Source organism: Bradyrhizobium lablabi, from assembly GCF_018131005.1.
Lineage (GTDB): Bacteria > Pseudomonadota > Alphaproteobacteria > Rhizobiales > Xanthobacteraceae > Bradyrhizobium > Bradyrhizobium lablabi_D.
On record NZ_JAFCJK010000008.1, the window covers coordinates 1 to 20,127 of the forward strand.

19 protein-coding genes are annotated in these 20,127 nt (G+C 64.5%); 15 read left to right on the forward strand and 4 right to left on the reverse strand.

All coding sequences use genetic code 11. The annotated features are described in order from the left end of the window. From JQ553_RS23585 to JQ553_RS23610, 6 genes are all read left to right on the forward strand, one after another. Positions 1-84 (forward strand): hypothetical protein (locus tag JQ553_RS23585; RefSeq protein WP_212502693.1); only part of this gene is annotated, 84 nt, incomplete at its 5' end. Between the two features lie 252 nt (positions 85-336). After that, positions 337-1,353 (forward strand): Gfo/Idh/MocA family protein, encoded by a 1,017-nt coding sequence (locus JQ553_RS23590; RefSeq protein WP_212502424.1) that lies wholly within the window; start codon positions 337-339, stop codon positions 1,351-1,353. A gap of 49 nt (positions 1,354-1,402) precedes the next feature. Continuing rightward, complete coding sequence (locus JQ553_RS23595) at positions 1,403-2,554, forward strand: DegT/DnrJ/EryC1/StrS aminotransferase family protein (RefSeq protein WP_212502425.1); 1,152 nt, start codon at positions 1,403-1,405, stop codon at positions 2,552-2,554. A gap of 114 nt (positions 2,555-2,668) precedes the next feature. Then, positions 2,669-4,198, forward strand: coding sequence for a murein biosynthesis integral membrane protein MurJ (murJ, locus tag JQ553_RS23600; protein ID WP_212502426.1), 1,530 nt, complete (start codon positions 2,669-2,671; stop codon positions 4,196-4,198). 387 nt (positions 4,199-4,585) lie between these two features. Continuing rightward, a complete protein-coding gene (locus JQ553_RS23605; protein ID WP_212502427.1) occupies positions 4,586-6,895 on the forward strand; it encodes a xanthine dehydrogenase family protein molybdopterin-binding subunit in 2,310 nt (769 codons plus the stop codon). A gap of 99 nt (positions 6,896-6,994) precedes the next feature. Further along, a complete protein-coding gene (locus JQ553_RS23610; RefSeq protein WP_212502694.1) occupies positions 6,995-7,441 on the forward strand; it encodes a cytochrome c in 447 nt (148 codons plus the stop codon). Positions 7,442-7,516: 75 nt separating this feature from the next. On the opposite strand, the gene JQ553_RS23615 is transcribed toward JQ553_RS23610, so the two are convergent. Next, complete coding sequence (locus JQ553_RS23615) at positions 7,517-7,939, reverse strand: CHRD domain-containing protein (protein WP_212502428.1); 423 nt, start codon at positions 7,937-7,939, stop codon at positions 7,517-7,519. Between the two features lie 161 nt (positions 7,940-8,100). Between JQ553_RS23615 and JQ553_RS23620 the strand changes: the two genes are divergently transcribed. Continuing rightward, positions 8,101-9,030 (forward strand): cytochrome c, encoded by a 930-nt coding sequence (locus JQ553_RS23620; protein ID WP_212502429.1) that lies wholly within the window; start codon positions 8,101-8,103, stop codon positions 9,028-9,030. Between the two features lie 87 nt (positions 9,031-9,117). Here the strand turns inward: JQ553_RS23620 and JQ553_RS23625 are convergent, their stop codons facing one another. Continuing rightward, positions 9,118-9,363: an Lrp/AsnC ligand binding domain-containing protein gene (locus JQ553_RS23625; RefSeq protein WP_212502430.1), complete on the reverse strand. Its 246-nt coding sequence runs from the start codon at positions 9,361-9,363 to the stop codon at positions 9,118-9,120. 142 nt (positions 9,364-9,505) lie between these two features. Here JQ553_RS23625 and thiD point away from each other — a divergent pair, with 142 nt between their 5' ends. The 4 genes from thiD to JQ553_RS23645 all read left to right on the forward strand — a co-directional run bounded on the left by thiD (position 9,506) and on the right by JQ553_RS23645 (position 13,505). Beyond that, positions 9,506-10,303 carry a bifunctional hydroxymethylpyrimidine kinase/phosphomethylpyrimidine kinase gene (gene thiD / locus JQ553_RS23630; protein WP_212502431.1) on the forward strand — a complete coding sequence of 266 codons (798 nt, stop codon included), beginning with the start codon at positions 9,506-9,508 and terminating at the stop codon, positions 10,301-10,303. 269 nt (positions 10,304-10,572) lie between these two features. Beyond that, positions 10,573-11,385 carry a UDP-2,3-diacylglucosamine diphosphatase gene (locus tag JQ553_RS23635; protein WP_212502432.1) on the forward strand — a complete coding sequence of 271 codons (813 nt, stop codon included), beginning with the start codon at positions 10,573-10,575 and terminating at the stop codon, positions 11,383-11,385. Next, positions 11,382-12,473, forward strand: coding sequence for a glycosyltransferase family 1 protein (locus JQ553_RS23640; RefSeq protein ID WP_212502433.1), 1,092 nt, complete (start codon positions 11,382-11,384; stop codon positions 12,471-12,473). The genes JQ553_RS23635 and JQ553_RS23640 overlap by 4 nt, the downstream gene beginning before the upstream one ends. A 42-nt stretch (positions 12,474-12,515) precedes the next feature. Next, entirely contained in the window at positions 12,516-13,505 is a 990-nt protein-coding gene (locus JQ553_RS23645; protein ID WP_212502434.1) for a threonine/serine dehydratase, read from the forward strand. Between the two features lie 86 nt (positions 13,506-13,591). Here JQ553_RS23645 and JQ553_RS23650 read toward each other — a convergent pair whose 3' ends face one another. Next, positions 13,592-14,824: a hypothetical protein gene (locus JQ553_RS23650; protein ID WP_212502435.1), complete on the reverse strand. Its 1,233-nt coding sequence runs from the start codon at positions 14,822-14,824 to the stop codon at positions 13,592-13,594. Positions 14,825-14,899: 75 nt separating this feature from the next. Here JQ553_RS23650 and JQ553_RS23655 point away from each other — a divergent pair, with 75 nt between their 5' ends. Then, positions 14,900-16,096, forward strand: coding sequence for an MFS transporter (locus JQ553_RS23655; RefSeq protein ID WP_212502436.1), 1,197 nt, complete (start codon positions 14,900-14,902; stop codon positions 16,094-16,096). Here JQ553_RS23655 and dgcA read toward each other — a convergent pair. Further along, complete coding sequence (gene dgcA, locus JQ553_RS23660) at positions 16,066-17,061, reverse strand: N-acetyl-D-Glu racemase DgcA (RefSeq protein ID WP_212502437.1); 996 nt, start codon at positions 17,059-17,061, stop codon at positions 16,066-16,068. The genes JQ553_RS23655 and dgcA overlap by 31 nt on opposite strands. Before the next feature lie 138 nt (positions 17,062-17,199). Between dgcA and JQ553_RS23665 the strand changes: the two genes are divergently transcribed. From JQ553_RS23665 to JQ553_RS23675, 3 genes are all read left to right on the forward strand, one after another. Next, positions 17,200-18,333, forward strand: coding sequence for an ABC transporter permease (locus tag JQ553_RS23665; protein ID WP_212502438.1), 1,134 nt, complete (start codon positions 17,200-17,202; stop codon positions 18,331-18,333). A 2-nt stretch (positions 18,334-18,335) separates the two neighbouring features. Then, entirely contained in the window at positions 18,336-19,106 is a 771-nt protein-coding gene (locus tag JQ553_RS23670) for an ABC transporter ATP-binding protein (protein WP_212502439.1), read from the forward strand. Positions 19,107-19,222: 116 nt separating this feature from the next. Then, positions 19,223-20,089, forward strand: coding sequence for an MlaD family protein (locus JQ553_RS23675; protein WP_212502440.1), 867 nt, complete (start codon positions 19,223-19,225; stop codon positions 20,087-20,089). Positions 20,090-20,127: the final 38 nt, after the last annotated feature.

Sequence of the window (20,127 nt, forward strand, 5' to 3'; positions counted from 1 at the left end):
CTCGAGCTGATCGAGGTGCAGACCGGCAGCTATTTCGGCGAGGACGACATCATCCGCATCGAGGACGACTACCAGCGAACCTGAAGCGGGCGGGCTCTCATGCCAAAAAAATGATCTATTGGACGATGTAACTCTTTGAATCAAAACGTGTGCGGATTTCGCCCTCGGCATTCGCCACATTTGTGACGGCATGCTATAGCGCTTTCTCAACAAGACGGGCCGGGGCGCGCCAGAAACCTGCCAAAGATGAGGTACAGCCTTCGCGCTGATTCGCCTCGGAGCCGGGGGGCTCCAGAAGCGCCGGGAAGCCGCCAGACAATCTGTTGGGGTCAGGATATGAATTCAAAAGTGTCTGCACCGGGCGCGAGGGCCGACATCAAGCGCGCGCTGCGCGTCGGCGTGATCGGCGCCGGTGTGATGGGCAGCAACCATGCCCGCGTACTGGACGGGCTGCCCGGTGTCGTGCTGGTCGGGATCGTCGATCCCTTGCCGGAGCACCGTGCGCGAGCGATCGAGCTCGTGGGTTGCCGCGCATTCGAGAGCTTCGATGACCTGCTGTCGGAAGGTGTCGATGCGGTGACGATCGCCGCGCCCACCCATCTGCATCACGAGATCGCGCTCGCCTGCATCGCACGCAACATCCACATCCTTGTCGAGAAGCCTGTCGCCTCCACTGTCGAGGAGGGGTGCGAGATCGTCGCCGCCGCGCGCCGCGCAGGCGTGACGCTGATGGTCGGCCATGTCGAGCGCTTCAACCCGGCGGTCGCCGCCATCAAACAGGCGATCTCCGGGGAGGACATCCTGTCGATCGGCATCACCCGCGTCGGGCCGTTCCCGCCGCGGATGTCAAATGTCGGCGTCGTCATTGATCTCGCCGTGCACGACATCGACCTGATTCGCTGGTTCACCGAATCTGACATCGTCGAGGTGCAGCCGCAGCTCTCGAGCGCGGTCGCCGAGCGCGAGGACATCGCGCTCCTGCAATTCCGCACCGCCTCCGGCGTTCTCGCCCACATCAACACCAACTGGCTGACGCCGTTCAAGGCGCGCAGCGTGACCGTGGCGACGCGCGGCAAATATGTGATGGGAGACCTGCTCACGCGCCAGGTCACCGAGTGCTTCGGCTTCAAGCCGGACGGCAGCTATTCAATGCGCCATCTGCCGGTTGGTCATGATGAGCCGCTGCGCGCTGAGCTGATCGCTTTCCTCGACGCAGTGCGCACCGGCAAGCTGCCGGCGGTGTCCGGCGACGAGGGCGTGGCGAGCCTCGAGATCGCGATCCGCTGCCTGGAGTCGCCTGCACGGCCCGCCGCATCCACCGCCCGCAAGGGACCGCGTCGCGTCGTCGGCTGATTGCCGGTCTCCACTTTTCCTGATCATGCCGCACCAGCAGAAGAGCTCCATGAACCAGCATATGCGCCCGGAACCCATCCCCTTCATCGACGTCGCCGCGCAGCGCCGGCGGCTCGGCAAGGCGATCGACGAGGCGGTGGCCCGTGTGCTCGATCACTGCGCGTTCATCAACGGCCCGGAAGTGACGGCCCTGGAGAAGGCGCTGGCGGAGTATTGCGGCGCCAGGCATGTGGTGACCTGCGCCAGCGGCACCGACGCACTGCTGATGGTGCTGATGGCCAAGAGCGTCGGCCCGGGCGACGCGGTGCTGTGTCCGTCCTTCACCTTCTGCGCGACCGGTGAGGCGGTGGCGCTGACCGGCGCCACGCCGGTCTTCGTCGACGTCGATGAGGCAACCTTCAACATCGATGTCAACTCGCTCAAGCGCGGTATCGCGACCGCGAAAGCGCGCGGGCTTAAAGCCGTTGGCATCATCCCGGTCGACCTGTTCGGCCAAAGCGCCGATCATGATGCGGTGGCTGCGGTCGCCGGCGCCGAAGGCCTGTTCGTGCTCGACGACGCCGCGCAGGGCTTTGGCGCGAACTACAAGGGCCGCAAGCTCGGCACCTTCGGCCTTGCGACCGCGACGAGCTTCTTCCCGGCCAAGCCGCTCGGCTGCTTCGGCGACGGCGGCGCGATCTTCACCGACGACGACGAACTCGCGAACACGCTGCGCAGCATCCGTGTGCATGGGCAGGGCGCGGACAAATACGACAATGTCCGTCTCGGCCTCACCGGCCGGCTCGACACCATGCAGGCCGCGATCCTGATCGAGAAGCTGAAGATTTTTGAGGACGAGATCGCGGCGCGCAATCTGGTCGCCGCCCGCTACGCGCGCGGGCTCGGCAATGTCGTGACCGTGCCGCGGCTCGCCGCCGGCTGCACCTCGGTGTGGGCGCAGTACACGATCCGGCTGCCCAAGGGGGTTGACCGCGACGTGTTCGCGGCGGCGCTGAAGGCGCAGGGGGTTCCGACCGCGATCTACTACACCAAATCGATGCACCAGCAGACGGCCTACCGCAATTTTCCGGTCGCCGACGGCGGGCTGCCGGTCAGCGAGAGCCTCTCGGAGGACGTCATCAGCCTGCCGATGCATGCCTATCTCGACGAGGCGACGCAGGAGCGCGTCATCCAGGCCGTGCGTGGCGCACTTCAGGCATGATCCCGAAAACTGGTCCCCGGTTTTCGGACCGGATCATGCCTAATTATCATGCCAAATTGTTGTCTTCCTGATTTCGACGTTTTGTCACGCTGCCTCATAGGATAGAAGCGGCGCATGCTCGGGCGCATCTTCACCGTCGGCGGCTACACCCTGCTTTCGCGGCTGACCGGGTTTGCACGCGACATCATGCTCGCGGCGATCCTCGGCGCAGGACCGGTGGCGGATGCGTTCTTCGTCGCGCTGCGGCTGCCCAATCATTTCCGGGCGATCTTCGCCGAGGGCGCCTTCAACGCCGCCTTCGTTCCAGCCTATGCCCACGTCCATGGCGAGCGCGGTGAGGCCTCGGCGCGGCTGTTTGCCGACCGCATCTTCACGCTGCTGTTCGCTTCGCAGGTCATCCTGCTGGTCGTGGCCATGGCGTTCATGCCGCAGGCCATGAGCATCCTCGCCCCCGGCTTTACCGAGGACGTCGAGCAGCGCAAGCTTGCGATCGAGCTGACGCGGATCACCTTTCCCTATCTCCTGCTGATTACGCTGGTGACGCTCTATGGCGGCATGCTCAACGTCATGCATCGCTTCGCGAGCGCCGCGGCGGCGCCGATCTTCCTTAATCTGGCGATGATGATGACGCTTGCACTCGCCGCATTTTTCCCGAGCGCCGGCCACGCCGCGGCCTGGGGCGTGCTGATTTCCGGATTCCTGCAGTTCTTCCTGCTTGCCGGCGACCTCGCGCGCCATGGCGGCCTGCCGCGTTTTGCACCGCTCAGGCTCGACGAGGACGTCCGTTCCTTCTTCCGCGCGTTGGGTCCCGCGACGTTGGGCTCGATGGGGACGCAGGTGGCGCTGTTCGCCGACACGATCATCGCGACGTTCCTGCCGGCGGGCGCGCTGTCGGCGCTCTATTACGCTGATCGCCTCAACCAACTGCCGATTGGCGTGATCGGGATCGCGATCGGCACCGTGCTGCTGCCCGAGATGTCGCGCCGCCTGACCGCGGACGATCAGGCCGGGGCGCTGGCCGCGCAGCGGCGCGCGTTCGATTTCACGCTGTTGTTCTCGGTGCCGTTCGTGGCCGCATTCCTGACGGTCGCCGATCCGATCATGCGCGCGATGTTCGCGCGCGGCGCCTTCTCGAAAGCCGATGCCGCAACGTCAGGCGCGACGCTTGCCGCCTACGCCGTCGGCCTCATTCCCTTCGTGCTGATCCGCAGCGCGGTAGCGACCTTCTATGCCCGCAAGGACACCGCAACGCCGGTAAAGGCGGCGCTCACCGGCGTTGCCGTCAACGTCGCGCTCAAGATCGCGCTGGTCGGCACGCTGGCGCAGGTGGGTCTTGCACTCGCGACCGCCATCGGAGCCTGGATCAACCTCCTGCTGGTACTGCTCTTCGCCGCGCGCCGCGGCTTCCTCGATTTCGACCGCGCGCTGATGCGCTCGTTCGGAAAATTCGCGGCCTGCGGCATCGTATTGGCGGCCAGCCTGTGGCTGACCTCGCACTTCGCGGCGGTCTGGTTTGCGCCGATGCGGCTGTTTCGCGACGAGTTGATCCTGCTGCTTTTGATCGCGGTCGGCTTGTTCGTATATTCCTTCTGCATCCTGGTTCTGTTCGGCCGCGGCTGGTTGTTCGCGCTCCGGCGCGTCTAGCGTTTCTCAAACATAATCAACGATGTGGGTCCTTATCCTGTAGCGATTTCTTGATCAGATATTCTTCAACATTTGCGTGAGAAGCGCGCTGTAACGCCTCTGCGCATATTGACGCATCCAAGCGGGCGATAGTTTCCATCTACCGGTGTGCTCGGGCGACCTCAACCAAGACCACCAAGATCATCAATTTGAGGTCGGCGGCCCGATGGCGACGACGTCTTGATCGCGGGTGGTCCTGCGGCGATTCATCAAATCCCCGGCGTCGCCGGGGCCTTGCTGTTCGGCGATTCGGGCACGGGGCGCTCGCTCGAAAGCAGCAAAGCCGTTTGCGCTTCTCGGCCAACCACGCCAATATGGTCCCACAAAAAGACTGCAACCGGAGATCCCATGGCAGCTCCCGTCAAGTTCGGCGTCGGACAAAGTGTGCGGCGCAAGGAGGATGATGCGCTCATTCGCGGCAAGGGCCGCTATACCGACGACGTTGCTCCGTCTCCCGCACTGCACGCGCAGGTGCTGCGCTCTCCGCATGCGCATGCGACATTCACCATCGACGCCGGCAAGGCGCACGGCATGCCCGGAGTGGCGCTGATCCTCACTGCGGGCGACGTCGCCGATCTTGGCGGCCTGCCGTGCCTGTTCAACCTGGAAACCGATCCGTTTACCGCCCCGCCTTACCCGATCCTCGCCAAGGACGAGGTGCGCCATGTCGGCGATGCCGTAGCCTTCGTAGTCGCCGACACCGTCGATCATGGCCGCGACGCGATCGAGGCGATCGACGTCAAATGGACGCCGCTGCCGGCGGCGGTCGGTGTCGTCAACGCGATCAAGAAGGACGCGCCGCAGGTCTGGCCGGACAAGCCTGGCAACGTGCTGTTCGACGTTTCGATCGGGGACAAGAAGGCGGCCGAAGCAGCCTTCGCGAGGGCGCATGCGGTCGCCGAGATCACCATCGTCAATCCCCGCGTCATCACCAATTTCATGGAAACGCGCGCAGCGGTTGCCGAATACGACGCGAGGAACGATCACCTCACGCTCACGGTCGGCAGCCAGGGCAGCCACCGCCTGCGCGAGATCCTCTGCGACATGGTGCTCAAGATGCCGAAGGAGAAGATGCGGGTGATCTGCCCCGACGTCGGCGGCGGCTTCGGCACCAAGCTCTTTCCCTATCGCGAATATGCGCTGATCGCGGTCGCCGCGCGGAAGCTGAAGAAGACGATCAAATGGACAGCGGAGCGCTCCGAGCACTTCATGGGCGATGCGCAGGGCCGCGACAACGTCACCACCGCAAAGATGGCTCTGGCCGAGGACGGCAAATTCCTCGGCATGGATTGTGACCTGATGGGCGACATGGGCGCCTATCTGTCGACCTTTGCACCTTACATTCCGCATGGCGGCGCCGGCATGCTGCCCGGCCTCTATGACATCCAGGCGTTCCACTGCCGCGTCCGCACGGTGTTCACCAACACTGTGCCGGTCGATGCCTATCGCGGCGCCGGGCGGCCTGAAGCGGCTTACGTCGTGGAGCGGCTGGTCGACGCCGCCGCGCGCAAGCTCGGCATGACGCCGGATGCGATCAGGCGGAAGAATTTCATTCCGCCGAAATCGCTGCCTTACACGACCGCGACCGGCAAGGTCTACGACTCCGGCGACTTCACCGCGCACATGAAGCGGGCGATGGAGATCGCGAACTGGAAGGAGTTTCCCAAGCGTGCCAAGGCCGCCAAGAAGGAAGGCCTGGTGCGGGGCATCGGCATGGCGACCTATGTCGAGGTTTGCGGCACCATGGGTGATGAGACTGCGAATGTGGCGCTCGATCCCAATGGCGACGTCACCATCCTGATCGGCACGCAGTCAAGCGGACAGGGTCACCAGACGGCCTATGCGCAACTCGTCGCCGAGCAGTTCGGCCTGCCGCCCGAGCGCGTCCACGTGCTGCAGGGCGACACCGACAAGATCGCGAGCGGTCTCGGCACGGGCGGCTCGGCGTCGATCCCGACCGGCGGCGTCAGCGTCGAGCGCGCGACGCGCGATCTCGGCGACAAGCTGAAAGAGCTCGCGGCGCAGGCGCTCGAGGCCGGAGCCGGCGACCTCGAGATATCGGACGGCCGCATCCGCATCGCGGGCACCGACCGCTCGATCAACTTCGCCGACCTCGCCAAGCGTCCCGGCACCGATCCGTCCAAACTGAACGCCAGCGCGACGTTCACCCAGGTCGACGGCACCTATCCGAACGGCACGCATCTCGCCGAAGTCGAGATCGATCCCGCAACAGGCATCATCAAGATCGTCAACTATGTGATCGTCGACGATTTCGGAGTGACGCTCAATCCGCTGCTGCTCGCGGGCCAGGTGCATGGCGGCGCGATGCAGGGTATCGGCCAGGCGCTGATGGAGCGCGCAGTCTACAATGCGACCGACGGCCAGCTCGTCACCGGCACGTTCATGGACTACGCGCTGCCGCGCGCCGCGGACGGGCCGTCTTTCGTGTTCGAGACCCACAACGTGCCCTGCACGACCAATCCACTCGGGGTAAAGGGCGCGGGCGAGGCCGGCGCGATCGGCTCGTGTCCGGCGGTCGTCAACGCGATCATCGAGGGTCTGTGGCGCGAATACAAGATCGACCACATCGACATGCCGGCGACGCCGGAGCGGGTCTGGATCGCGGTCCGCGAAGCGCAACGCCAGCACAAGCTCTGATTATTTGTCGCAGGCGGAATGAAGGTCCGCCTGCGGTGTTTGCAAACAAGCCGGCCGCAGCCCTGCACCGGCATCAAACGGATTGAGGGGATTTTGCCGATGAAGCGGATTGTCGTCGTTGCAGCGGTGCTTGCGTTCAGCGCAGGTGCGGTTGTTGCACAGCAGGATCAGGTCAAGCAGACCCAGACCATGATGAAGGACAACGGCAAGAACGCTGGCGCGCTGGCAGCGATAGTCAAGGGCGAGAAGCCCTATGACCAGCCGACCGTCGATGCCGCGCTGGCTCAGTTCGAAGAGACCGCCAAGAAGCTTCCCACGCTGTTCCCCGAGAGCATCAAAGGTCATAAATTTGAGGGTGATTACTCTCCCTCGCCAAAAATCTGGGAAGACAAGGCTGGCTTCGAGCAGCACGTTGCGAGCTTCGGCAAGGCCGTCGCGGATTCCAAAGGTAAAATCAAGAATCTCGACACGCTGAAGGCGGAACTGTCCATTATCGGTAAGCAATGCGGCGGGTGCCACGAAACCTTTCGCGTCAAGAAGGGCTGATCCTGTTGAATCGAAAAAGGGCGGGCGCCGCGCGGCGTCCGCCCTTTTGCTGTGCCGGCCTTTTCTTGTTTGAACTTATTTCGTTACCTGACCACGGATCTCGCCGCCCGGATTGGCCGCGGTGTGAATGTTGACGTAATACTTGCCGGCCAGGAGATCGGCGGCCTGCGCGTCGGTCAGCGTCGCGCTGCCTTCGACCGGGCTTGAGCCGGCGTTGGGGATCGCGACTGCGACGCCGCTGTTCTTGCCGGCGTCGGCAGGGCCATGGAAATGCGCGGCGGTGGCGGGACCGCTAAGACCGGAATAGGTCACTTTCCAGGTCAGCTTCTTGGTCGCGGCGTCATAGTTGATGTCGGCCGTGCCGGTGGCGGCACTGGTGTTCGGTGGCACTTCGGACTTGCTGTCCAGCGTCGCCTTCAACTTCTCCGCCAAGGCAGGGCCAGCGAATGCGATCGCTGCGCCGAGCGTGAGTGTGGCAAGCAAGGTCTTGTTCGGCATGGTTCTCTCCCTGTTGACGTCGACCGTGTCAGCCTCAAAACAGCGGCCCTTCGGATTTATTCCCAAAATCGCCGTGAACGCGCGAAATTTGATGGAAGCTTATGGGCCGACTAGCGTTCATACTAGCTGACGGGATGAGGGGCTCAATCGTGGATTAGTGAATGCTGCGACGAATTCTCATTCTGGCTATTCTGGCCGGCATTGCCGGCTTCGGCGCGTTCTGGTGGCTGACGATCCCCGCAACCGTTGCAGCGAGCGCGCTGCCTGTCTATCGGCCTGACGTGGCGAACGGGCTCGCAACGTTCAACGCCGGCGGATGTTCCTCCTGTCACGCCGTGCCGAAGCAAGACGACCGCACCAGGCTCGGCGGCGGGCTCGCGATTCCGTCGCCATTCGGCACCTTCTATGCGCCGAACATCTCGCCCGATCAGAACGACGGGATCGGGCGCTGGACTGAAGCCGACTTCGTCACCGCGGTCATGAAGGGGACCTCGCCATCGGGAACGCATTACTTCCCGGCGTTTCCCTATACCTCCTATCAGCATGCAAGGATCGAGGACGTCAGGGATCTCTTTGCCTATCTGAAGACATTGCCGCCGGTTGCCGGCAAGGTGCGCGGTCACGACCTGCCGTTTCCCTTCGACATCCGCCGCAATGTCGGCATCTGGAAGCTGCTGTTCATGGACATTAAGCCGCTAGTCGCCGATGCAGGCCGCTCGGCGCAGTGGAATCGCGGCGCCTATCTCGTCAACGGATTCGGCCATTGCGCCGAGTGCCATAGCCCGCGGAATTTCCTCGGCGGCATCGTCAATGCGCAGCGCTTCGCCGGCGGACCCAATCCGGAAGGCGAGGGCTGGGTGCCCAATATCACGCAGAAGGGGGTCTCGGACTGGAGCGCAAAGGATATCGCCTATTTTCTCGAAAGCGGACAGACACCTGACGGCGACTCCGCCGGCGGATCGATGGTGCGTGTAATCAAAAACACCTCGCAGCTTTCGCCCGATGACCGCGACGCGATCGCCGATTACATCAAGTCGCTGCCGCCGGTCGACGGACCGCCACGGCCGAAGAAGGAGGCGAAGGAGTCCTAGACTCCGGCTTATCCTGAGGCACAGCGCGGCCTCATGGTTGGACACGGCGCAGGCGCCTCACCATGAGGGATTTGCAACGCAGCAAGATCAGCCTCCGCCGAAGGCCTTGAAGGTGATGATAGTGAGGGTGTCCTGGATACCCGGAATCACCTGCACCTTCTCGTTGATGAAGTGGCCGATGTCGGTGTCGTGATCGACGTAAAACTTCACCAGGAGATCGTAATTGCCCGCGGTGGAATAGATCTCCGACGCGATCTCGGCTTCCGCCAGCGCATTGGCGACGGTGTAGGACTGACCGAGCTTGCATTTGATCTGGACGAAGAAAGGAACCATCGCTGTCGTCTCCGGGGATATCGGCCCAATAGGCCAAAAACAGACGGCCAAGGCAAGGCCGGGACCGGCGAACTTGCTGCCAATAATCAGTCGCGCTAGGAGAGGTCATGATCCCGTTCGCATCAGCACCGTGCGTTGTCGGATGACACCTGTCGCGCTCACCATTGCCGGCTCGGATTCCTCGGGCGGCGCCGGCATCCAGGCCGACCTGAAGAGCTTTGCGGCGCTCGGCGTCTACGGCGCTTCCGTCATCACGGCGCTGACGGCGCAGAACACCACGGGTGTCAGCGGCATCCATCCGGTGCCGGCGGAATTCGTCACCGCGCAGATCGATGCGGTGTTTTCCGATCTGGCGGTCGGCGCGGTCAAGATCGGCATGGTGGCGCAAGCCGCCACCATCGCGGCGATTGTCGATGGCCTTGCGCGCTGGTCGCCGCGACACGTTGTGCTCGACCCCGTGATGGTCGCGACTTCGGGCGATCGCCTGCTGGCGGCGGAGGCCGTCGATGCGCTCAAGTCGGGGCTCGTCCCACGCGCGTCGTTGATCACGCCGAACCTGCCTGAGGCGGCAGCGCTGTTGAATGAGGCGATTGCCGAGAGCGAAGCCGCGATCGAGAGCCAAGGCAAGCGATTGCTGGCGATGGGGTGCCGCGCCGTGTTGATCAAGGGCGGCCACGGGCAGGGCGCCGATAGCACCGACTATCTGATCGACTGCGACCGCACCATCGCGCTTGCCGCGCCGCGCGTCGCGACCAAGAACACGCACGGCACGGGCTGCTCCCTGTCATCGGCGATCGCTGCGGGTCTTGCCAGGGGCGAGGACATGGAGACCGCCGCGCGTAACGCCAAGGCCTGGATCACGGCCGCGATCGCCGCAAGCGATCGCTTCGCTGTCGGGCACGGCCACGGGCCGGTGCATCATTTCCACAAATATTATTGAGCGTCGCAACCGTAACCGGCGCTCGCTTTGCGTGCGGGCGCGTCGGTTGCGTCGCTTTGCTTGCAGTCCACCAGTCGGATGTTCCGGTGCAGAACACCGGGCAACGCGAGTGCGTTTGCCATATCGTCTGGCCCGCAATGTCGCCTGATTGTCGTATCGCGCTGTTATCGCCAATGACAGGGCGTGCAATTGATTCTCGCTGATTTTCCGAGGCCTTCGGTCGCGAGGATCGTCATCGCCTTGTCACAGGAATCGGCTAGGTGCACGGCATGGGAAGTGACTCCTTGAGTGAAGAGAGCCCCGAGCGGCGCTTCCGTACTTTGTTCATCTCGGACGTCCATCTCGGAGCCCGCGGTTCGCAAGCCGACCGCCTGCTGGACTTCCTCCGCTCTCATGACGCCGATACGATCTACCTCGTTGGCGACATCGTTGACGGTTGGGCACTGAAGTCAAACTGGTACTGGCCGCAGACTCACAACGACTTCGTACAGAAGATGCTGCGGAAGGCGCGCAAGGGCGCGAAGGTCGTCTACGTGCCCGGCAATCACGACGAGTTCCTGCGCAAATACTACGGCACGCATTTCGGCGGCATCGACGTGGTCGAGAACACCATCCACACCGGCGCTGATGGCAAGCGCTATCTCGTGATCCACGGCGACATCTTTGATCTCGTTGTGCAGAATGCGCGCTGGCTCGCACATCTCGGCGACAAGGCCTACGACTTTGCGATCCAGATGAATCGCTTCGTCAACTTCTTCCGCCGTATGTTCGGCGTGCCCTATTGGTCGCTGTCGCAATGGGCCAAGCTGAAGGTCAAGAAGGCGGTGAACTATATCGGCGCGTTCGAGACCACGCTCGCCGGCGAGGCGCGGCGGCACGGCTGCGACGGCGTGATCTGCGGCCACATCCACTACGCGACCATTCGCGACGAACATGGCATTCGCTACATGAACTGCGGCGACTGGGTCGAGAGTTGCACTGCGCTGGTCGAGCATGAGGACGGCAGCTTCGAGATCATCGTGTGGACTGATCCCCTGCGTCGCGTCGCGCCAGTTCCACGGGTGACGGCACGCGCTGCATGACGCATATCCTGGTCGCGACCGATGCGTGGCATCCCCAGATCAACGGGGTGGTCCGCACGCTGACCATGATGGCGCGGACGGCAAGGTCCCTCGGCGTCGAGGTCAGCTTTCTGACGCCGGAATCCTTCCGCACTTTTGCAATGCCGGGCTATCGCGATCTGAGGCTCGCATTGCCGGGCCCGTCGCGGATCGCAAGGTTGATCGACGCGGCTAAGCCGCACAGCATCCATATCGCGACCGAGGGCCCGATCGGACTGCTGGTTCGCCGCTATTGTCGCAAGCACGGCCTGCCGTTCACCACGAGCTTTCACACTCGCTTCCCAGAGTATGTTTCGGCGCGGTCACCGATCCCGGAATCCTGGATCTGGCGCGCGCTACGCTGGTTCCACAAGCCGAGCCAGGCAGTGATGGCGGCGACGCCGGCGCTGGCCGCCGAACTGCGCCAGCGCGGCTTCCGCAACGTTGTGCTGTGGTCGCGCGGCGTCGATACATCGCTTTTCCATCCGCGCGATGTCGATCTTTGCCTGCCTCAGCCGGTTTTTCTGAACGTCGGCCGCGTGGCGGTGGAGAAGAATCTCGAGGCCTTTCTCGACCTCGAACTGCCCGGCACCAAGGTCGTCGTGGGCGACGGCCCGGCGCGCGCGGCGCTGGAGCACAAGTATCCGGAGGCCGTGTTTCTCGGCGCGCGCCACGGCGAGGAACTGGCCGAGATCTATGCCGCCGCCGACGTGTTCGTGTTCCCGAGCCGGACCGACACCTTCGGCCTCGTGCTACTCGAGGCGCTGGCGAGCGGCGTGCCGGTTGCCGCTTTTCCGGTCACCGGTCCCCGTGACGTGATCGGAACAACTCCTGTCGGCGCGCTCGACGATGATTTGCGCGACGCCTGCTTGAAGGCCCTGAAGATCCCGCGGACCGCCTGCGTCGATTTCGCCGCGCTCCACACCTGGCAGGCCTCGGCGCGGGTATTCGTCGATCATGCGACCAATGTCCGGCCCGTTCCGCCGGAGGGGGAGGTCGCAGCGACCGAATTCGGCGCAGAAGAGCGCCATTTCGCCGCTATGCCGGCCGCCCCGCCCGGCTCAAGATAAAGTAGGTTGCCCGGTGATCCGTTGCCGCGATACAAATCACGGATGACGGAAATCGCCCCAAATCCACCCGTCGCCGCCGCGGACATCGATGCCGCGGCCAAGGTGGTCGCGCCGTTCGCGGTGCGTACGCCGCTCCTGACCTTTCCCGTCCTCAACGAACGCGTCGGCACCCGGGTCTTCCTGAAACCCGAAATGTTGCAGCGGACCGGATCGTTCAAGTTCCGCGGCGCCTTCAACAAGCTCGCCTCGATCCCGCAAGCGCAGCGGGGCGGCGGCGTGGTCGCATTTTCCTCGGGCAATCACGCCCAGGGTGTCGCGGCCGCGGCAAAGATCCTCAACATGCAGGCGACCATCGTGATGCCAGCCGATTCTCCGGTCACCAAGCGTGACCGGACCAAATCCTATGGCGCCGAGGTCGTGCTCTATGATCGTGATCGCGACGACCGGGAAGCGATCGCCAACGGCATCGCCGGCAAGCGCGGCGCGACGCTGGTGCGTCCGTATGACGATCCCTTCGTGATCGCAGGCCAAGGCACCGCCGGCCGCGAGATCGCCGAGGACATGGCAGCGCTCGGGCTCAACCCCGACATCGTGGTCGCGCCGGCGTCCGGCGGCGGGCTGATCGCGGGCGTCGCCACCGCGGTGAAGGCGAAATTCCCGCAAGCCCAGGTGATCGTCGCCGAGCCCAACGGCTACGACGATCACGCGCTGTCGCTCAAGGCCGGGCATCGTGAGCCTCATCCGGCGATGCCGCGCACCATCTGCGATGCACTGATGGCGGCGATGCCGGGCGAACTCACCTTCGCCATCAACAGCAAGCTGTTGGCGAACGGCGTGACCGCCTCCGACGAGGAAGTCGGCGCGGCCGTTGCCTTTGCCTATCGCGAGCTGAAGCTCGTGGTCGAACCCGGTGGCGCCGTCGGGCTTGCCGCGCTGCTTGCGGGCCGGATCGAGGCGAAGGGCCGGAATGTCGTCATCGTGCTCTCCGGCGGCAATGTCGACGCCGAACTGTTCGCGAAGCTCGTCGCCTGAGGCGACGCGCGGAATCAGGAACGGGGCAGAGCGGTCCCCGCTCTGCCCCGTTTTCTTTGGTGAACTCGGCGTTCGAATATGCGCTGTTACGAGAAGAACGCGATCTTCTCGGCCTGGCTCATGCGGCGGATCGAGGCGAGCGGGTCGTTGGCCGCGATGGTCGGCTTCTTGACGATGCCGCTCGCGATGATGGTGGAGCCGAGCGAAACTTCCATTGCGGGTTCGCGAGCAGGCGCGACGCCGGCTTGCGGCACTGCGTCATTGGCCTTCGATTCCGCAATGGCGGCCTCGACCCTTGCCGCGGGCGGCGCGACAACCGGTTCAGGCACACGCGCGGGCTCCGCCTCTGACGCTTGTGCCGCGATCCCTGATTCGAACGGCGGCGCAGCGACGAGATGCGCTTCATCGACTATCATCTCGGCGTCGTCGTAGTCAGTCGGATCGGGCGCGCCCATCTCCATCGCGATCAGATCGAGCATGGCTTCGTCATGCGCATCGGCGGCGGCCTCTTCGGCGACGCGGGCGAGCTCGGCTGCCTCGGCCTCGGCCAATGCGGCTTCGGCTTCCGCGAGCGCGGCGTCGATCGGTTGCGTCGGCATGGGCGCCGCGGCTTCGGCCGCCGGTGCGCGGATGGGCTCTATCACAGCTTCCCGTGCAGGCGGCGGCGCCTCGACGGCCGCGATGTCGATGGCCGTGCTCTCGGTCATCGGGGCCGGCGAGGGCGATGCCGCTCCCGCGACCGCTGTGTCCGCCGACGGCGCAGGTGCTTCGTTCTCTCCGAATTCGGAGAGCCGGCGTGCGAGCCCGGCGAAGGCGGCATCCAGCACCGCCTTGGCTTCGTCCAGCGAGACCTCAGCGGCGCTCGCCTCGACGGCGTTCATCTGCGAATCGATGATGTCGCAAATCCGCCCGTCATTGCCGATCTCGCGCAATCGCCAGGAGATTTCGCGGAGCACCCGCACGCCCTTGCGTACCGGTGCAAGCTTCTGTTCGAAGCCGAGATCGTCGAGAGCGGCCACAGCAGAGGCCTGGGCTGCCTCGATCGCGCCGCGCAACCCGCCGAGCGCGTCCTCCAGCCGTTCGTCGAGGATCGCCTCCATGGCGGCTTGCCGCTGCGCGCCAAGACTTTCCTCGATCCGGGCCACGGCATCGAGCACCATGCGCGTATCAGCATTGCGGTTGCGCTTGGCATATTCGCCAAGAAACCAGCGGCCCCGCGCGGTCTCCATGAAGGCGTCGCTGATCGCGACATAGTCCTCCTCGCTCGGCTGGGCCGCACGGGCGGAAATCGGCGACAGGGCGAAAGCTTCTTCGGCCATCACAATCTCTTCGCGCAAATCACTGCGCGTTAAGATAACGATCACCACGATATCGCGCGAATCGCAATTGAATTGATGCAGTCCGAATCACAAATCCCCATCACCGAGGCTGCATCGAGGCGATTCGCGGCGCGCCTGGCGGCATTCTACGCCACGCTATTCGGCATGACCGGCGCGCACCTGCCGTTTTTCACCGTGTGGCTGAAGGCGATTGGAATCGATGCGGCCTGGATCGGCGTGATCACCGCTGTTCCGCCAGTGACGCGCTTCACTGTGCTGCCGCTCGTGACCGGTGCAGCCGAACGACTCCAGATGCTGCGCGGCGCGATCATCATCACGGGATTCGCTACCGCGTTCGGCTTTCTTGTGATTGGCACTCAGCGCGAGCCGTTGCTGGTTCTCGCGGTTTATGTGCTGACCTGCTGCGTGTGGACCCCGATGGTGCCGCTGACGGACGCCTATGCGTTGCGCGGCGTGGCGCGCTACGGGCTCAATTACGGACCGTTGCGGCTGTGGGGCTCGGCTGCGTTCGTCGTCGGCGCGCTGGTTTGCGGGCTGTTGCTCGGCTATGTCGCGGCTGTCCATCTGATCTGGATCATCGCCGGTGTGGCCGTCCTTGGCGCGGTCGTCGGGCTTGCGCTGCGGCCGCTGGATCGTCCCTCGGCGGCCCTGGCGCCGGCGCATGGCGGGCGAAAGCTGCTGCGCGATCCCGGCTTCCTCGCGATCATCGTGTCCTCGGCGCTGATCCAGAGCAGCCACTCGGCCTATTACATCTTCGCTTCGATCGCCTGGCAGCAGGCCGGTTTCGGCGGCTTGACCATCGCCGCCCTGTGGGCGCTTGGCGTGATCGCCGAGATCGTGTTGTTCGCGCTGTCGCCGCGATTTGCGCTGGCTCCTGCCATGCTGGTCGTGATCGCCGCGGCCAGCGCGGTCGCACGCTGGACGATCACGGCGCAGGATCCTCCGATCGCGATCCTGGCGGTGGTTCAGCTCGCCCACGCGCTGACCTTCGGGCTGACCCAGGTCGGCATCATGGGGCTGATGGTGCATCACGTGCCCACTCACGTGATCGCGCGGGGCCAGGGCTATCTCGCCGCCTGCGGCGGCATCGTCGCGAGCGCCACCTCGATCCTGTGCGGCATGGTCTATGCGCGCTACGGGCTGGGCGTCTATTACATGATGGCCGCGATGGCGGCCTCGGGCGGGCTCGTGATGTGGCTCGCGCGCAAGAGGCTTACCCATCATCCCCAGAGCGCGGCGTCCGGCGGATAGACCTGGCTGCCGTCATAGCGCAGGCCGTCGTCGCGATCGCGCGCAAGAAGCAACGGGCCGTCGAGATCGACGAAGCGCGCGGCTTGCGCGATCAGCATCGCCGGCGCCATCGACAGCGAGGTCGCCACCATGCAGCCGACCATGATCTCGAAGCCGAGCGCACGCGCGGCGCCTGCCATCGCCAGCGCCTCGGTGAGCCCGCCGGTCTTGTCGAGCTTGATGTTGACGGCGTCATAGCGCCCGCGCAGGCGATCGAGCGAGGCGCGATCGTGCACGCTCTCGTCGGCGCAGACCGCGACCGGGCGCCCGATGCGCGCGAGCGGTTCGTCGTTGCCGGCTGGCAGCGGCTGCTCGATCAAGGTCACGCCGGCATCGGCGCAGGCGGCGAGGTTGGCCGCAAGGTTGTCATCGGTCCACGCCTCGTTGGCGTCGACGATCAGCTCGGAATTCGGCGCGGCCTTGCGCACCGCCACAATTCGCGAACCGTCGCCCTCGCCGCCGAGCTTGACCTTGAGCAACGGGCGGTGCGCCGCCCTGGCGGCGGCCGCCGCCATCACCTCTGATGTGCCGAGCGAGATCGTATAGGCGGTGGTGCAGGCCTGCGGTGCAGTGAGGCCGAGCAGGTTCCAGATGCGCTGCCCGGCAATCTTGGCCTCAAGGTCCAGCATTGCACAATCCAGCGCGTTACGGGCGGCGCCGGCGGGCATTTTGGACTGCAGGGCGTTGCGGTCCATGCCGAGAGCCAGGGGTTCCTGCATCGCGCAAATTGCCTGGAGCGTTGCGTCCGGCGTCTCGCCATAGCGTGGATAGGGCACACACTCGCCTCGGCCGGTCAGGCCGCCCTGGCTGATCTCCGCCACCACGGTCACCGCTTCGGTCTTGGCACCGCGGCTGATCGTGAAGCTGCCCGCGATCGGCCAGCGCTCGATGCGGGCAGCGAGCGCTCTGGAGGGGTTGGAAGTCATTTTAAAGTCTACAATTTCCTGAACCGTATGCTTGCGAGGCGCAATCAACTATGACTGGTTAGTGACAGATTCGACAAGGCAATCCGAGGTGCCGGATCTCTGTGTCCGAGCGGCCAACCAGCCGAGGGGTGGGCAAACGTGAGCGGCGACCCGACATTGGAACAGATAGTCCAAGGCGAGGGACTCGCGTTGTGTGCCGCTGGCAACTGGACGGCCACCTTTGCACCCGCGCTCGAGAGGATCGTCTCCGACGCCGAGAAGCTGCGCGGCAGCCGCCCGCATATCTTCATCGACGTCTCGCAGGTCTCAAGGCTCGACACGTTTGGCGCGTGGCTGATCGAGCGGCTGCGCCGCAGCCTCAGCGACACCACCGCCGAAGCCGAGATCGCGGGGCTTTCGGCCAACTACTCGAGTCTCGTCGACGAGGTCAGCCGCGTCGGTACTGCGCCAACAGCCGACGGCGATCGGGTCTCGCTATCCACCATGTTCGAGCAGATCGGACGCACGGTGGTCGGCATCGGCGACACCGTGGTTGGGCTCGTCGACATGCTGGGCGCCGTGCTGGCCGCGACAGCCCATGTACTGATCCATCCGCGCAGCTTCCGCCTGACCTCGACCGTGCATCATCTCGAGCAGGTGTGCTGGCGCGCGGTGCCGATCGTCGTGCTGATCACCTTTCTGATCGGTTGCATCATCTCGCAACAGGGCATCTTCCATTTCCGCAGGTTCGGCGCCGACATTTTCGTGGTTGATATGCTCGGCGTGCTGGTGCTGCGCGAGATCGGCGTGCTCCTGGTCGCAATCATGGTCGCCGGCCGCTCGGGCTCCGCCTACACCGCCGAACTCGGCTCGATGAAAATGCGCGAGGAGATCGACGCGCTGCGCACCATGGGATTCGACCCGATCGAGGTGTTGATCCTGCCGCGCATGCTCGCTCTGGTGCTGGCGCTGCCGATCCTCGCCTTTCTCGGCGCGATGGCCGCGCTCTATGGCGGCGGGCTGGTGGCCTGGCTCTATGGCGGCGTCGATCCGGAAGCGTTCCTGCAGCGGCTGCGCGACGCGATCTCGATCAATCATTTCATTGTCGGCCTCGTCAAGGCGCCCGTCATGGCCGCGGTGATCGGCATCGTTGCCTGCGTGGAGGGGCTGGCGGTGCAGGGCTCGGCGGAATCGCTCGGACAGCACACCACGTCGTCGGTGGTGAAGGGCATCTTCTTCGTGATCGTGATGGACGGCGTGTTTGCGATCTTCTTTGCGTCGATCGGGATCTGACCATGTCCGATTGGGCATCAGACGCCATCATCCGGGTCCGCGACATTACGGTTCAATTCGGCAAGACGCGCGTGCTCGACGGCCTCGACCTCGATGTGAAGCGCGGCGAGATCCTGGGCTTCGTCGGCCCCTCGGGCTCCGGCAAATCGGTGCTGACGCGCACCATCATCGGGCTCTTGCCGAAAGTCTCCGGCCGCATCGAGGTGTTCGGCGTCGATCTCGATGCCGCAAGCTCCGCGGAGCGACGCGCGATCGAGCGGCGCTGGGGCATCCTGTTCCAGCAGGGCGCGCTGTTCTCCTCACTCACGGTGCGGCAGAATATCCAGTTCCCGGTGCGCGAATATCTCCGGGTGTCGCAGCGGCTGCTCGACGAAATCATGGTCGCCAAGCTCGTGATGGTCGGCCTGAAGCCCGAAGTTGCCGACCGCTATCCGTCGGAGCTTTCCGGCGGCATGGTCAAGCGCGTCGCGCTGGCGCGAGCGCTCGCACTCGATCCCGAGCTCGTCTTCCTCGACGAGCCCACGTCGGGCCTTGATCCGATCGGCGCTGGCGATTTCGATGAACTGGTTCGCACCCTGCAGCGCACTTTGGGCCTGACCGTTTTCATGGTAACCCACGATCTCGACAGTCTTTACACTGCATGTGATCGTATCGCCGTGCTAGGGAACGGTAAGATCATTGCAGTGGGGTCAATCGCCGACATGAAGGCGTCGCAGCATCCCTGGTTGCAGCAATATTTCAACGGCAAGCGCGCCCGGGCCGTCGTGAGCTAGCGCATGATCCCGAAACGTGGCGGCCGGTCGTCGGAAAAGATCATGCGCCAACATACAAACTCGACGGCTCTGATGCAGCGCGGCTGCGACGGAGAGCCTGGTCGTCGGAGCAATTGATGGAAACGCGGGCGAACTACGTCCTGATCGGGGTCTTCACGGTGGCGGTGATCGCGGCCGCGTTCGGCTTCGTGCTGTGGTTCCAGAGCCTGCACACCACCAAGCAGCGCAGCCCTTTGCGGGTCATCTTCGAGGGCGCAGCGTCAGGTCTGCGCAACGGCGGAAGCGTCAATTTTAACGGTATCCGGATAGGGGAGGTAGTTTCAGTAAAACTCGACAATCCGCGGCGCGTGGTCGCGCTTGCGATGGTCGAGAACAACGCCCCGATCCGCAAGGACACGCTCGTCGGCCTCGAATTCCAGGGACTGACCGGCGTCGCCGCGATCTCGCTGAAGGGCGGCGAGGAGGCCGCCCCACCGGCGCCGCTCGACGAGGACGGCATCCCGGTTTTGACCGCCGATCCGAGGGCGTTGCAGGACGTTACAGAGGCGATCCGCGCCACTCTGCAGAACGTCAACCGCATCGTCGCCGATAACCAGGAATCGGTGAAGAACTCGCTGCGCAATCTGGAGACCTTCACCTCGGCGCTCGCGCGCAACTCGGAGAAGATCGACAACGTCATGCTCAAGGTCGATGGCGTGATGGGCAAGGCCGACAATCTGATGCTCGGGTTGAACGCGATCGCGGGCGGCAATGCCGGTGGCGAACTCAGTCTGATGGTGAAGTCGATCCGCGAACTCGCCGAGGATTTCGACAAGCGTTCCGGCGCGCTGATCGCCGACAGCCGCAGGACGCTGTCCGACATCAGCCGCGCCGTGAACAATTTCGACCGTAATCCGAGCCGGGTGATCTTCGGCGGCAGCAACAACAGCGCGCCGGAGACTGCGCCGGCACCGCCGGCAGCGCCACCCAGGCGGCGGCAGTGATGTGATGGTGAGTAGCGAGTAGCTTTCCGGCGTTGCCG